The sequence below is a fragment of the Pectobacterium peruviense genome, from assembly GCF_002847345.1.
Taxonomy (GTDB): domain Bacteria; phylum Pseudomonadota; class Gammaproteobacteria; order Enterobacterales; family Enterobacteriaceae; genus Pectobacterium; species Pectobacterium peruviense.
Map to the genome: position 1 here is coordinate 1 of NZ_LXFV01000045.1, position 12259 is coordinate 12259.

General features: G+C 46.7%; 17 protein-coding genes and 1 tRNA gene. 9 read left to right on the plus strand and 9 right to left on the minus strand.

Annotation, left to right across the window (positions count from 1 at the left end):
- Positions 1–740: 740 nt before the first annotated feature.
- Together A0G03_RS20365 and A0G03_RS20370 are read right to left on the minus strand one after the other, a co-directional pair.
- Positions 741–1022 (minus strand): hypothetical protein, encoded by a 282-nt coding sequence (locus A0G03_RS20365; RefSeq protein WP_048259654.1) that lies wholly within the window; start codon positions 1020–1022, stop codon positions 741–743.
- Between the two features lie 157 nt (positions 1023–1179).
- Positions 1180–1479 carry a hypothetical protein gene (locus A0G03_RS20370; RefSeq protein WP_048259652.1) on the minus strand — a complete coding sequence of 100 codons (300 nt, stop codon included), beginning with the start codon at positions 1477–1479 and terminating at the stop codon, positions 1180–1182.
- A gap of 155 nt (positions 1480–1634) precedes the next feature.
- Between A0G03_RS20370 and A0G03_RS20375 the strand changes: the two genes are divergently transcribed.
- The gene (locus tag A0G03_RS20375) at positions 1635–1820 is read left to right on the plus strand and encodes a GhoT/OrtT family toxin (RefSeq protein ID WP_053075304.1); all 186 of its coding nucleotides are present in this window, start codon (positions 1635–1637) and stop codon (positions 1818–1820) included.
- Positions 1821–1903: 83 nt separating this feature from the next.
- On the plus strand, positions 1904–2410 hold the full coding sequence (locus A0G03_RS20380) for a 2-thiouracil desulfurase family protein (RefSeq protein WP_048259650.1): 507 nt from the start codon (positions 1904–1906) through the stop codon (positions 2408–2410).
- 51 nt (positions 2411–2461) lie between these two features.
- On the opposite strand, the gene A0G03_RS20385 is transcribed toward A0G03_RS20380, so the two are convergent.
- The 3 genes from A0G03_RS20385 to A0G03_RS20395 form a co-directional block, all read right to left on the minus strand.
- Positions 2462–2890 carry a universal stress protein gene (locus A0G03_RS20385; protein ID WP_048259649.1) on the minus strand — a complete coding sequence of 143 codons (429 nt, stop codon included), beginning with the start codon at positions 2888–2890 and terminating at the stop codon, positions 2462–2464.
- 144 nt (positions 2891–3034) lie between these two features.
- The gene (locus A0G03_RS20390; protein ID WP_048259648.1) at positions 3035–3559 is read right to left on the minus strand and encodes an isochorismatase family protein; all 525 of its coding nucleotides are present in this window, start codon (positions 3557–3559) and stop codon (positions 3035–3037) included.
- An 84-nt stretch (positions 3560–3643) separates the two neighbouring features.
- Positions 3644–4066, minus strand: a complete 423-nt coding sequence (locus A0G03_RS20395) for an NUDIX hydrolase (protein WP_048259646.1) — start codon at positions 4064–4066, stop codon at positions 3644–3646.
- A gap of 602 nt (positions 4067–4668) precedes the next feature.
- Here A0G03_RS20395 and A0G03_RS20400 point away from each other — a divergent pair.
- On the plus strand, positions 4669–4923 hold the full coding sequence (locus A0G03_RS20400) for a biofilm/acid-resistance regulator YmgB/AriR (protein ID WP_048259644.1): 255 nt from the start codon (positions 4669–4671) through the stop codon (positions 4921–4923).
- Positions 4924–5305: 382 nt separating this feature from the next.
- Here the strand turns inward: A0G03_RS20400 and A0G03_RS20405 are convergent.
- Positions 5306–5393, minus strand: a tRNA-Ser gene (locus A0G03_RS20405).
- A gap of 288 nt (positions 5394–5681) precedes the next feature.
- Here A0G03_RS20405 and yccA point away from each other — a divergent pair.
- Both yccA and tusE read left to right on the plus strand, forming a co-directional pair.
- On the plus strand, positions 5682–6341 hold the full coding sequence (gene yccA, locus A0G03_RS20410; RefSeq protein ID WP_039298801.1) for an FtsH protease modulator YccA: 660 nt from the start codon (positions 5682–5684) through the stop codon (positions 6339–6341).
- Positions 6342–6451: 110 nt separating this feature from the next.
- Positions 6452–6781 carry a sulfurtransferase TusE gene (tusE, locus tag A0G03_RS20415; protein WP_011093338.1) on the plus strand — a complete coding sequence of 110 codons (330 nt, stop codon included), beginning with the start codon at positions 6452–6454 and terminating at the stop codon, positions 6779–6781.
- Positions 6782–6791: 10 nt separating this feature from the next.
- Here tusE and yccX read toward each other — a convergent pair whose 3' ends face one another.
- Positions 6792–7070 carry an acylphosphatase gene (gene yccX / locus A0G03_RS20420; RefSeq protein WP_048259643.1) on the minus strand — a complete coding sequence of 93 codons (279 nt, stop codon included), beginning with the start codon at positions 7068–7070 and terminating at the stop codon, positions 6792–6794.
- Positions 7071–7297: 227 nt separating this feature from the next.
- Here yccX and hspQ point away from each other — a divergent pair, with 227 nt between their 5' ends.
- Positions 7298–7606: a heat shock protein HspQ gene (hspQ, locus tag A0G03_RS20425; RefSeq protein ID WP_048259641.1), complete on the plus strand. Its 309-nt coding sequence runs from the start codon at positions 7298–7300 to the stop codon at positions 7604–7606.
- Positions 7607–7686: 80 nt separating this feature from the next.
- Here hspQ and A0G03_RS20430 read toward each other — a convergent pair whose 3' ends face one another.
- Positions 7687–8100 (minus strand): CoA-binding protein, encoded by a 414-nt coding sequence (locus tag A0G03_RS20430; RefSeq protein ID WP_048259640.1) that lies wholly within the window; start codon positions 8098–8100, stop codon positions 7687–7689.
- 195 nt (positions 8101–8295) lie between these two features.
- Between A0G03_RS20430 and A0G03_RS20435 the strand changes: the two genes are divergently transcribed.
- Both A0G03_RS20435 and A0G03_RS20440 read left to right on the plus strand, forming a co-directional pair.
- Positions 8296–8820 (plus strand): DUF2057 family protein, encoded by a 525-nt coding sequence (locus A0G03_RS20435; RefSeq protein ID WP_048259639.1) that lies wholly within the window; start codon positions 8296–8298, stop codon positions 8818–8820.
- A gap of 137 nt (positions 8821–8957) precedes the next feature.
- Positions 8958–9416, plus strand: coding sequence for a methylglyoxal synthase (locus A0G03_RS20440; protein ID WP_048259637.1), 459 nt, complete (start codon positions 8958–8960; stop codon positions 9414–9416).
- Between the two features lie 140 nt (positions 9417–9556).
- Here the strand turns inward: A0G03_RS20440 and helD are convergent, their stop codons facing one another.
- Positions 9557–11614 carry a DNA helicase IV gene (gene helD, locus A0G03_RS20445; protein ID WP_048259635.1) on the minus strand — a complete coding sequence of 686 codons (2058 nt, stop codon included), beginning with the start codon at positions 11612–11614 and terminating at the stop codon, positions 9557–9559.
- A gap of 185 nt (positions 11615–11799) precedes the next feature.
- Between helD and A0G03_RS20450 the strand changes: the two genes are divergently transcribed.
- Positions 11800–12246, plus strand: coding sequence for a YccF domain-containing protein (locus tag A0G03_RS20450; RefSeq protein ID WP_048259634.1), 447 nt, complete (start codon positions 11800–11802; stop codon positions 12244–12246).
- Positions 12247–12259 lie beyond the last annotated feature (13 nt).

Here is a 12259-nt window from a genome sequence, read left to right on the forward strand (position 1 = left end):
ATCTCTAGACAGACCATTTATATGCCCTGGTGAGAAACATAAACAATATGCAGGTAGACATGCTCATCAAACCACATTCATCATGGCGTAGTCGAATTGGTCTAACCAGATACAACGTACGGGTGCCAGACTTCTGCACATGCTGGTAGTAAAAACACGTCATCCTTTACACCTCACCTTACATCGCATTTTTCCGTACCATAACCTGGCTTTTTACATTCTCCAGACCCATACAACTCAAGAGAATTACCGTCACTAAAATTATGGTTTAATAGTAGCGACAAGGAAATCATACAAGCCAGGACAAATCTTCCTAACGCCGAAGGCGGTATCGGCCTTTTGTAGATAATCTTTATATTTTCTAACTTACGGTATCAATATCTATTTAATCGATCATTTTTTTAAAATCTATCTATTTATAAGATAAATCTATTTTATAGAAGTAAATATTGTATTTAGGATGTAACAATAAACCCAAAAACAAATAATAACAATTTGTTATACATTTAAATAAATACTATCTGGATTTATGTTATGCCGTGTGCGGGGAATAGAGAGATATATGGGATTAAACAAATAACGTGAGGTAGCCTTCTTTCCAGAGGTTTTCACTTTCTACACGAATGCGAGCCATTGAGCAAAAAGGGCTCACCCAGCCACCTTGTCATCAAGATGTCTGGGTGATTTAATTTTGTTATCTATTCTTTTGATCAATCAGAGATGCTGAATCTCATCCAGTATTACTTTTTCTTGGAAGTCACTTTGGATTTGCCTTTCAGCAATTCCCGGAGTTTTTTGAGTTCTTTTTGCGTCAATGGCGCTTCTGCACCCACTTCTTCCGTACCCTGACTATCCACCGATTCAGGAGACAGTTCTGAAGATTGCTGGCTTTCATCAAAGCTTTTCAGCAACCGGGCGCTGACTTCTGCACTGAGGGATACTTCGTTTTCTAAGGCAGCGGCTTTGATTTTTTCTTTCAGCTCTGGGGAAATTTTCAGGGACAGGCTAGATATCTCACTCATTTTATTACCTTTCTCATGGGGTAAAATAGTAAGCTATGACAGCCAGCCTACAATGTCCATACTGAAATAAAAATTTAATATTTCTGTCACACAAATGGTGTAATTAATTTCTTAGCAAAGAGATTATTATTTCGCTACTTTATCTCCTTATCGAAGGTTATTTATTTCCACTTTCCATTCTCCAGTCGTCAATCATTTTTCTGGTTACATCGTCTTTGTAACAAATTGGCGAATAGCCGCCATCTCTGCTCCACGCGCTACGCTTACCGCATTTGCTACCATTACGTGCTGAATTATAAGGGCACGGACAATTACCGGAATAAGACGAAATCGATTCCTGAATAATCTTTTCTTTGATCTGCTCATCAGAAATTCGAGAATTTTTCGCCATACTAAGCGTAGAAACAGAAAGTAGAGCCGTAGCACACACCATCACAACAGCTAGCGTTGTTTTCATACCGAAGATCTCATTTTAACCAGAGGATACTCGCTGTAGTATAAAATACGCACCGCAGAACGGCGCATCCCGACTACTCATTATGGGTTAAAAAATTGATCATAAAATATTAACAACATAAAATGCAGGCGCTTCGAGGATAAAAGGAAACAAACGTGCCACATCACTCCTTCTGGGAACTCATTAAATTTACCTACATGATCGGTTTTTTTGTTGCCCTGATCGTTACTTTCTTGTTGAGTAAAGACAAATCCCTGCTCATCCGATTCTTTGCTTCGTTACTGGTAGGTCTAACCTGGCCGTTGAGTTTCCCTGTCGTCCTGCTGTTCTCCATTTTTTGATGCCGTGCTTCTCTTCCAGACAACATGCTTTATGACTTAATGCAGCAACGCCTATGCTCGCCTTTTAGAGGAAATGCCCCACGATGAGTAATATTCTGATCAGCGCCTGTCTTTCCGGCTTTCCCGTTCGTTATAACGGTACTGAAAAGAAATCTGTCGGCGACTATCTCGCCCAGTGGCGTCAACAAGCGAGGCTGATTACGTTTTGTCCGGAATTGGCAGCGGGTTTCCCAACGCCCAGACCTTCAGCAGAGATTATTCCGGCCTTCGGTGGCAATTCGGTTATCAAGGCTGGAGCCAAAGTTGTTGAAGCCACCGGCAGCGATGTGACCGAGCGTTATATTCTGGGAGCCTGGTTAACGCTGCAAATGGCACAACATCATCACTGCCGCTTCGCTCTCCTTACGGAAGGAAGCCCATCCTGTGGCAGCAACATCATATACAGCGGACGATTTGATGGCTCACAAACGGCAGGCAATGGTGTTACGGCAGAGTTGCTGCGCTACCACGGTATAGAAGTGTTTTCCGATCGCGAGATCGAACAGTTGATTGAACGTGTTGAATATTGCGATCGCCATGCTGACGCATAGTGCCACATAGCGTCGCTGCTGCCCCAAAACGCAGCAGCAGCGTTATAAAAACTAACGGACAACGAGCACTGACATTTTTGCATGACGAACAATAGCAGCAGCATTTGAGCCAAGCAGATAGGTTTTCACATCCGGTCGGCGTGAACCGATTACGATCAAATCCGCATTAATCTCCTCCGCCAGCGATAACACTTCGTCTCTCGCCGATCCGAAGCTGACGCTGCATGACAACCGTGATGCCGGCAGATCGATTGTTTTCATCAGTGATTTAAGTTTGTCATTCGCTTTCACCACCGCCTCATTCTCAAACTCTTTTATGCCAAAAGAATAAGCAGATAAAAATGCTGACGCATCAGGGAGGGAATGAAAGAGGTGTATTGCAGCACCCGACATTTTGGCCAACCTGACTGCATGCGTAAGCGCGTGTTTAGTGAGTTCATCTTCTTCTATATCTACTGGCACCAGAATGCTCGTGTACATAATCACCTCTCCCCAACCTGGATAACTGATTACCTGTCAGTATGTAAGAAGCGTAGTCTGCTCATCAGCAGCAGAATATGATCCCGTTCACTTTTACGCATGTTGCCTGCAATTTTTGCCTTAATGGATCGCCCGCTCTTTGTATTAGCGGTTCGTCTTCCATGAAGCAATGATGTTTTCCGTTGTTTCTACCGTAATCGTGTTACCCGGAATAATAAAATCCCGCCACACATTATTGTAATGCGTAACTAATTGCTCTGCTTTCAGTTCACCGCGATTGGCCGTCGTGTGCGCATCAGAAGCAATCGTCAGCGCATAGCCTCGGCTGGCCGCATTTTTAATGGTTGCATCAACACAGTAATCCGTCGCACATCCGCAAATCGTCAGGTGGTTAACACCCAGATCAGCCAACACATCGGCTAACGACGTGCGGTAAAACGCATCGCACGCTGTTTTCGTTATCGACAAGCTATCCGCTGGCTGGTGCAGCTCAGGTAATAACTGCCATCCCTCGCTGCCTGACAGCATACCGTCGCCTTCGTGCTGAATAAAAATCGTCCGATCTGCTGCACCTGAAAGCTGGTTTATCAATGCGACTATCTGCGCCTGTCGCGCTCTTGGCATAGCAAACACTGCATTTTGCATATCAATGACCACCAAAACCTGCATCTTTTTTTCCTTATTTCGGGCGCTTAACTTCATCATCACGGAGGCAACCGTCTACTATCACCTACCCCAGCCATTCGACTGCGGTTAGATCATGTCCACTATACCATGAGGATAAAACTTGATTTCCCCAGAACGCAGCAAATCAATATCAAACCAACGAGTCACGATCGGAACACCGTTGGTCTCTATGCCATGGATGATATCTTGCTGATAAAGCGACTCATCCTGAAAGCGCGCTTCATAGACAAAGACAATTTCATGCCCTGACTTGCCATTGTAGGAAAAGATATTCTCTGAAACGCCCAGCAGCGAAAAGTCCTTGGTCGCTGCGCTAATTTCCTCTTGAACTTCCCTCTCCGCCGCCGCCTGCGACGATTCACCAAATTCGATACCACCACCGAGAGGCAAGACATAGTGCTCATCTTTTATGGGATCATATCCTTCGGCTAACAGAATTTGGCCATTATTGCGAAAAAGACAAACTGCTTTTGCTCTGATCTTTTGCATGTCAATGCTCCTAAACTAGGGTGCCATTTTCGATAAATAGGTTTTGATAAAAAACATTTTTTGATAAACCGCATGTGCCACAGAAAAATGTCATCTCCTTGAGCAGATCAAAAACCTATATACCCGTAATACTTCAAGCTGCATGTGCGTTGGCTGCGTTCACTCACCCGAATCACTTACTTGTGTAAGCTCATCGGGATTCTTTTTCTTGCCGCCTTCCTGCAACTCGAATTATTTGAGGTATAGACTTAATCAAAATGCATTAATAGTCTTTATGTTCAGTTAATCTATTTCCCTGCCTCCTTTTATCTCGACATGTTTAACTTATTGAAGTCATGCATTTCGTATAATTATTTCAGACATAATATTTGTGGAAAATGATAAATTCATATTTATCCGCCTGACCATTGATCGTCGTCATGCTTTCACGCTCGGACAAGTCACGGAGTAACGCAGTGTTTATTTATCTTATCGACTGGTTTTATGCGTATGATCGACTAAAGTTAACTAACCATTTATTCATGTCTGGCGGACAGCAAATTTGTCCTGTCTGGCAGTGTGTGCATTAACCATGTCAGAAAGCGCGAAAGGGAGGAGAAACAATGCATTCAGAGGTGCCCCAGAACGAGCTTCCGATATCTGATGTCCTTGCCCTAGACTCTCAGGTCAGCGATATGGAAATGCTCGGCAACATCGTAGAAGAGATCATCCAATCCGGCCATTCCGTCAGCAACAAGGCCATCATTGCTAAATTAATTCACAAAATTGAAACAGAGGCCAATACGGCGTTTCAGGAAAAGTATCGCACATTGCTGGATTTGATAGTTTATAAAACTCAGGATGACTTCCTGATTTAATACCTCGTAAATACATTCGACCATCACCTCGGTAAGATCTTTGTATTGCCGGAATACGCTTTTATTTAAAGAACGATGCCGTCGATAATGAATAGCATGGTGCATAATAATGAAAAGACACGCATTACTATGCTTTGGTTATCCATTACGAATGAATGTATTTAAAACCCGGTATGATATATATTTATTTTTTGCTAATCGTTAGTATTCATTTCTAAATGAATAAGCGATGAAAAATTCCCGCATGACACTCCCGCAGTGTTAAGCCACTTAGTACATTCCGACTCAAACAGAAGTAAAAATACCACAATGCAAAATGCGATGTTGGATTCAACAGCAGAAACGAAAACGGGCTAGCCTAAGCTAACCCGTTGAATTTTTTTGGCGGAGGAGTAGAGATTCGAACTCTAGAACACTTTCGCGTCGCCGGTTTTCAAGACCGGTGCCTTCAACCACTCGGCCACTCCTCCGCAATGACGCGAACTATAAACAGTGTGCGGGATCTTGTAAAGCATCACAGCGCTCAATTGCCTGAAAAACAACCTAACGCAACACAATTGAACGCAAAATCGTCACGCGATGCATAAAATAGAGCAATTTCCCTCCACCATCATATGAATTGCAGGACAAAACACGAGCACTGGCACAGAGTATGGTGAATTTGCAGCGTAAAGAAGGGTAAACCATCTTTAATAACGTCCTGCAACTATTTATTCTTTGACATTGGATAATAGCACCCTGAAGAGAGAGTCGCTGATATGGATCGTATTGTTGTTTCCTCTACTCGTGAAAGTTCGCTACTCAGCACTCACAAAGTGCTGCGTAATACGTATTTCCTGCTGTCGCTGACGCTGGGTTTTTCCGCCGTTACCGCAACGGCAAGTACTGTACTTAACCTGCCCGCTCCTGGCTTAATTCTGATGCTAGTTGGGTTTTATGGTCTGATGTTCCTGACGCATAAACTGGCTAACAGCCCAGCGGGTATTTTAGCCGCATTCGCACTGACCGGATTTATGGGTTATACGCTGGGCCCGATTTTAAGCTCGCTGATTTCTTCCGGCGCAGGCGACATTGTCATGTTAGCGCTGGGCGGTACGGCAGTGGTGTTCTTCTGCTGTTCAGCCTATGTATTAACGACACGTAAGGACATGTCCTTCTTGTCTGGCATGATGATGGCTGGATTTGTTGTACTGATTGTTGCCGTCATTGCCAATCTGTTCCTACAGATTCCAGCGTTGCATCTGGCGATCAGCGCTCTGTTTATTCTGTTCTCTGCGGGTGCCATCCTGTGGGAAACCAGTAACATTATTCACGGTGGCGAAACCAACTATATCCGGGCAACGGTTAGCCTGTATGTCGCGATATACAATATCTTCGTTAGCCTGTTGAGTATTCTGGGCATCATGCGTAACGACTAAGTCTCGTTGAGCACCGCACTGAGAAGCCCCAATTTTGGGGCTTTTTTTATTCCGGCGCAGACAAAAAAATTTGTTAAACTGCGAGCTGAGATATCGCAGGCGGAGAGAAGATGTTGGAGTTTGAAGGGCGAACGATCGCAACAGACGCACAGGGTTACCTGATGGACAGTACCGCGTGGAGCGAAGCGTTGGCTCCCGTGCTCGCTGAGCAGGAAGGCATTGCGCTGACAGAACCGCATTGGGAAGTCGTCCGGTTTGTGCGAAATTTTTATCAGGAGTTCAACACCTCACCCGCTATACGCATGTTAGTTAAAGCGATGGCGCAAAAGTACGGTGAAGAGAAAGGAAATAGCCGCTACCTGTATAAACTGTTTCCGAAAGGTCCAGCAAAACAGGCAACCAAAATCGCCGGCTTACCCAAGCCAGTGAAATGCATCTAACTCAACAGTTTCAATAGCGGATCGTAAACCCTTTATAGTCCGTCTTGCCATGTGGCTCAATAAGCACCTTATCAACCCTGGCGCTTCGTGGGCCACCTTGCTTCAGCCACTCAATCAACATCTCCACCGCATGAGGCTCGCCACTTGCCACGACTTCTACGCTGCCATCATCACAATTGCGCGCATACCCACTGAGTCCCAGTTGCGCAGCTTGACGTTGCGTACTGTAACGAAAGCCCACTCCCTGAACCACACCGTAGACATAAGCCGCTGTCGCTATCTTTTCCATATTTCCCCCTTCTCGGCCCAAGCAGCCAAACAACATTTCATTAGCCGGACTGTATCTTCTAAAAATTTACACCATACTGTTAATAATGTGTTCAGCCAGCGCTCAACGAGCACATACGTCATAGCTTGAAAAACCTCTGTACGCTACAAGACGTTATCGGATGCGGTTGTCCTCTCTCAGAAAAATCCGCAGCGAGTAGAAAGTGTTATCAACTTCCAGGGGGCTATATGATCATTAGTAAATTTGGCATCGGACAACAGATTCGTCATAGACTCCTAGGGTTCCCAGGCGTCATTATCGATATCGATCCCGAATACTCATTAGAAACGCCCACCTGGGAAGAAATCAGCGGCAATGACACGCCGCGCTCCGAACCGTGGTACCACGTTGTGATGGAAGATGACGAAGGCCAACCAATACACACTTATCTGGCGGAGGCACAGTTGATGAAGGAAGAGCTTTCTGAGCACGACCACCCTTCACTAAACGAATTGGCTGAAGTCATACAACGCCGCGCCCCACAGTTGCGCCACTAACATTCACCAACGTAGATACGGTTCACCACAGTCAGGCATTGGCGATACTGTGATATTCAGCATCGCCCTGCGTCTACGACTTATTTACCCAAACCCAGTCGTGGGATTTCAATTTTCGGGCAGCGATCCATCACGACTTTCAGCCCTGCATCGTGAGCCAAAATTGCCGCCTGCTCATTAATAACGCCGATCTGCAACCACAGTACGGAAGCACCGATGGCGATGGCCTCTTTGGCGACCTCATAAGCCGCCTCCGGCTGACGAAAGACATCGACCATATCAACGGGTTTAGGAATATCCGCTAAGCTGGCATAGGCTTTTTGGCCCAAGAGTGTCTGACCAGCCAGCTTGGGGCTGACGGGGATAACGTCGTAGCCTTGCTCAAGTAAATACGCCATTACGCCATAACTTGGACGAGATAAGTTATCGCTAGCGCCCACCAATGCAATGGTTTTTACCGTTTTCAGCACAGATTCAATATCACTGTCATGCATGCTATTCAGCCTCTTTTACGTGATTTATTTGAGTGTATCGCACATTCCAGAAATAGCGGGAAAGGGTGTAGAAAATCCGCAGTCGGATGCCGCACGGAACGAAAAATGCCATAACAGCCTGTTTCAAATTGAAACCTTTGACACATTCAGACAATTCCTCAACAATACTCGAATTACGTACCATCTGGGAAAATTATGAAATTCGGCTTCATCACTGTTTGCCTGTTTATTGCGGGTTTAAGCACCTCAGCAATTGCGGCAACAACGTTGAAATTAGATCAGAAGATCGATCTCCTTATGGTTGACGGGCAGAGAATGTCAGGCTCGTTGCTGAAAGGTGCCGATAGCCTCGAACTTGGCAGTGGGCAACACCAAATTCTGTTTAAAGTTGTTGATACTGTCGATGCCCAAACGGGTGCGCCAGCGACCTATTTCCCTTCGACATTTATTGCGGCCTTTAACACAGAAAAAGTGGCATCGGTGTCATTTAAGCTTCCGCCGCTGCAAACCCCTCAAGATCGCCAAAACTTTACTGCCCTTCCCCAATATCAATTGCTTGATGAAAAAAATCAGGTTATCCCTACGCGTACCGATGCGCTTGTCATTGCTGATAATGAGTTGCTCGATATAGAGCGAAAAATGTCGGAATACAACGCAGCGGCGAAAGGTGCTTCTGTTGCAGGTTTTGCTAGCGCGCTGAATGAATCGGTAACCTGGTGATTTTACGCGCAGTCACATCAGATTTTTGATACCCGTTCGCCTTTTCCCACTTTTATCGCTTTGCACTGAAACAGCGTTTCCGTAATCTGTCCTTACCCTAGCGTCAGCTTTACTACACCAGATTGAAGGACGTAACCATGGAGTTCACCACCCGTACCATCGCCGCGCAAAAACATATTGCGCTGGTAGCACACGACCACTGCAAACAATCTTTGCTGGATTGGGTTGGTACGAATAAACAACAGCTCACAGAGCACACGCTTTACGCCACCGGAACTACCGGAAACCTGATTCAGTCAAACACGGGTCTGCCCGTAAAAAGCATGCTGAGCGGGCCGATGGGGGGTGACCAGCAGGTCGGCGCACTCATCTCCGAAGGGAAAATCGATTTGATGATTTTCTTCTGGGATCCACTTAACGCAGTACCCCACGATCCCGATGTCAAGGCGCTGCTGAGACTCGCGACAGTTTGGAACATTCCTGTTGCAACCAACCGTGCAACGGCGGATTTCCTGGTCAATTCTGCGCTATTTAAAGAACCGGTTCAGATAGCCATCCCTGATTATCAACGCTACCTGCAAGACCGTCTGAAATAATCTCAGCACATCAAAATGGACCAGCGGCGTGCGGTACATCCGACGCTGGTCTCAGCGGTTAAACGACGTTGTTCCGCTTTAGCTATCCTCGCCGAGTTATCCCAGCAGAATTACCTCAACGCAGAATTATCCCTGCGTAACTATCCTGGCTTACGCTGCGTCGGAACGCCTAAACGATGAAGATGTTCAACAAACACCGACGGATTTGTCACGTCCTGTAGCAACCAGACCCGGTGTTTCGCCCTCGTCAACGCCACATACAATAAGCGACGTTCCTCTGCATCAGGGAAATCCTCAGGCTCAGGTAGCAGCGCCGCTTCAATCACAGACTCTCTTGTCGGAGCCGGGAAGCCATCTTTTCCCTCATGCATACCCACGATAATGACGTATTCCGCCTGCTGCCCTTTACTGGCATGCACTGTCATGAAATCAATGTGCAAGTTCGGCCATTTGGTTGCTGCCTTTTCTAACATCGCTGGGCGAAAATGGTGGTAACGGGCAAGCACAAGAATGCGCTCATCTACCTTAACAAAGCCGCTCAATTTATCCAAAAGTGGCTCAAGCTGATCCTGAGGCAGAATGGTTACCGCTTTTTTATCCCCTTTGCTCAGGCTATTCAGGGGTTTCTTTAACTGGTACGGATTCTGCTGTATGAACGTATTGGCAATGTCACCAATGCGTTCATTAAAGCGATAAGTCGTATCCAACGCGCACTGTTCACCTACGCCGAAATGCTGTTCAAACGCCGTTGTCAACGCCAGCTCAGCACCGCTAAAACGGTAAATTGCCTGCCAGTCATCCCCTACAGCAAAAAGACAGGTACGACTATTTTGTCGACGCAGTGCCGCTAACAAACTCGCACGCTGTGGCGAGATATCCTGAAATTCATCCACCAGAATATGTTTCCAAGGGCTCACAAAACGCCCTTTATCCAGCAAATTCACCGCCTGATGGATGAGGCCGGAGAAGTCGACCGCATTTTCGTCCTTAAGCGCTTTTTTCCAGGCTTTCAACAACGGTGCCATCAGGCGAATGCGTTGCTGAAACTCCGCCCGAATGGATTCTGGTGCTTGTTCAACCATTTCACTTTGGCTGCCACCGTGCATACGCATCAACCCTAACCAACGCTCAAGCCGCCCTGCAAGCCGCCCCGCCAGCTTCGGATCGTTCCAGAAATCACCGTCTGGCACATCCCACTCAAGCTCTTCCGTTAACCAACGTCGCCATCCGTTAGCCTGTGTTTTTTTCTCAGCACATTGCTGTTGCCAGTGAGAAATCAGCAGTTCACGACGCTGTTTCGCATCACTTTCCAGCTGGCTTATCATCGGAGCTTTACGACTAGCCTGCTGAATAATGTGCAATGCCAAAGCATGGAACGTCTTAGCCTGAATGTCATCCGTGTGGAGCCGCTCATGGATACGCTCATTCATCTCATCTGCCGCTTTACGACCAAATGCCAGCAGCAAGATCTGATCGGGCGTCGCCTCTTGTCGATGTATTAACCACGCCGCCCGAGCCACCAGCACGGAAGTCTTCCCACTGCCAGCTCCCGCCAGCACCAATACACCGTCTTCACCATTAATCACAGCTCTACTCTGCGACATATTTAACGGCGAACTCTCCACCGTATCAAAGAAAGGCTGCTCTGCCGCCAGCGTGCGATCCATCCATGCCTGATTCGCCGCAGTGCGCATGTCATCGCCCTGCTCAAGCCAGCGTAAGCAGTGCTGGTAGTTATCACGGCAGTTATCGAAGGTTTCTAATCGGGAAACCGGCAGAGGTAGTGCCGCCAGCGAATCGCGGATGGCACTCTGCAAAATTGACAGTGCCTGACGACTGAACCATTTATCCTGCTGCATCAGTGTTTGAATACTGTCCGTTTGACGCTGTAAAACCTCAGCGCTGATCAGACTCATCTCCTCGCTCCAGTCAAGCCAGGATTTGAGAAGATGCCGGTAGAAAGCCTGCGTTTCCTGCCACTCCGTGCCGTGCAAACGCACTACTTTTCCAGCTGGCAACTCAAACTCCAGCTCTCCCCACACCAGGCCCCTTTTACAGTGAATACTCAGCAGTTGATTAAAGGGGATCAGGTATTCATGCTTATCGCCACTCACTTCGACACCGGCATTCAATAACCGCACCCGATTGTAAGGATGTTGGGCCAGATGTTTACCTAACGAGGTAGATTTCAGTTCCATGATGTTCGCGCCATGACTATGTGAGAGGATATTTGTCTATGCTTTGTCGTTTCTCTGTTACCTAGTTTACCCGTTATCGGACTTCACGCTCTAGCCTTAAAAACAGGTTAGGATATCCTGATGCTTAATGTGATAATTCTTTTACCATCAGCGAGTTTGGTTACCTTATAAGTGCAGGAGAGACTATGCGTACTGTGTTGAACATCCTTAATTTCGTACTGGGTGGTTTTTTCACCACGTTAGCCTGGCTTCTGGCTACCGTGGTCAGCGTGCTGCTGATTTTTACCTTACCGCTAACGCGTTCATGCTGGGAAATCACCAAGCTGTCGTTCCTGCCTTATGGCAATGAAGCCATTCATGTTGATGAGCTACGTCCGGATGAAAAGAGCGCAATTCTGAGTGCTGGCGGTTCTCTGCTGAATATCTTCTGGTTCATTTTCTTTGGCTGGTGGCTTTGCCTGTCGCACATCATTACCGGCATCGCTCAGTGCATTACCATCATTGGCATTCCTGTTGGCATCGCCAATTTTAAAATTGCCGCCATCGCGCTGTGGCCAGTAGGCCGTCGTGTGGTTTCCGTCGAGCTGGCGCAGGCCGCGAGGGAAAATAATGCTCGCCGCCACTACCGCTAACGGCACCTAAGGA

Coding starts and splice junctions, on each gene's coding strand:
- A0G03_RS20365 (WP_048259654.1), bottom strand. CDS start 1,022: ATGAGTGAGATATCTAGCCTGTCCCTGAAAATTTCCCCAGAGCTGAAA.
- A0G03_RS20370 (WP_048259652.1), bottom strand. CDS start 1,479: ATGAAAACAACGCTAGCTGTTGTGATGGTGTGTGCTACGGCTCTACTT.
- A0G03_RS20380 (WP_048259650.1), top strand. CDS start 1,904: ATGAGTAATATTCTGATCAGCGCCTGTCTTTCCGGCTTTCCCGTTCGT.
- A0G03_RS20385 (WP_048259649.1), bottom strand. CDS start 2,890: ATGTACACGAGCATTCTGGTGCCAGTAGATATAGAAGAAGATGAACTC.
- A0G03_RS20390 (WP_048259648.1), bottom strand. CDS start 3,559: ATGCAGGTTTTGGTGGTCATTGATATGCAAAATGCAGTGTTTGCTATG.
- A0G03_RS20395 (WP_048259646.1), bottom strand. CDS start 4,066: ATGCAAAAGATCAGAGCAAAAGCAGTTTGTCTTTTTCGCAATAATGGC.
- A0G03_RS20400 (WP_048259644.1), top strand. CDS start 4,669: ATGCATTCAGAGGTGCCCCAGAACGAGCTTCCGATATCTGATGTCCTT.
- yccA (WP_039298801.1), top strand. CDS start 5,682: ATGGATCGTATTGTTGTTTCCTCTACTCGTGAAAGTTCGCTACTCAGC.
- tusE (WP_011093338.1), top strand. CDS start 6,452: ATGTTGGAGTTTGAAGGGCGAACGATCGCAACAGACGCACAGGGTTAC.
- yccX (WP_048259643.1), bottom strand. CDS start 7,070: ATGGAAAAGATAGCGACAGCGGCTTATGTCTACGGTGTGGTTCAGGGA.
- hspQ (WP_048259641.1), top strand. CDS start 7,298: ATGATCATTAGTAAATTTGGCATCGGACAACAGATTCGTCATAGACTC.
- A0G03_RS20430 (WP_048259640.1), bottom strand. CDS start 8,100: ATGCATGACAGTGATATTGAATCTGTGCTGAAAACGGTAAAAACCATT.
- A0G03_RS20435 (WP_048259639.1), top strand. CDS start 8,296: ATGAAATTCGGCTTCATCACTGTTTGCCTGTTTATTGCGGGTTTAAGC.
- A0G03_RS20440 (WP_048259637.1), top strand. CDS start 8,958: ATGGAGTTCACCACCCGTACCATCGCCGCGCAAAAACATATTGCGCTG.
- helD (WP_048259635.1), bottom strand. CDS start 11,614: ATGGAACTGAAATCTACCTCGTTAGGTAAACATCTGGCCCAACATCCT.
- A0G03_RS20450 (WP_048259634.1), top strand. CDS start 11,800: ATGCGTACTGTGTTGAACATCCTTAATTTCGTACTGGGTGGTTTTTTC.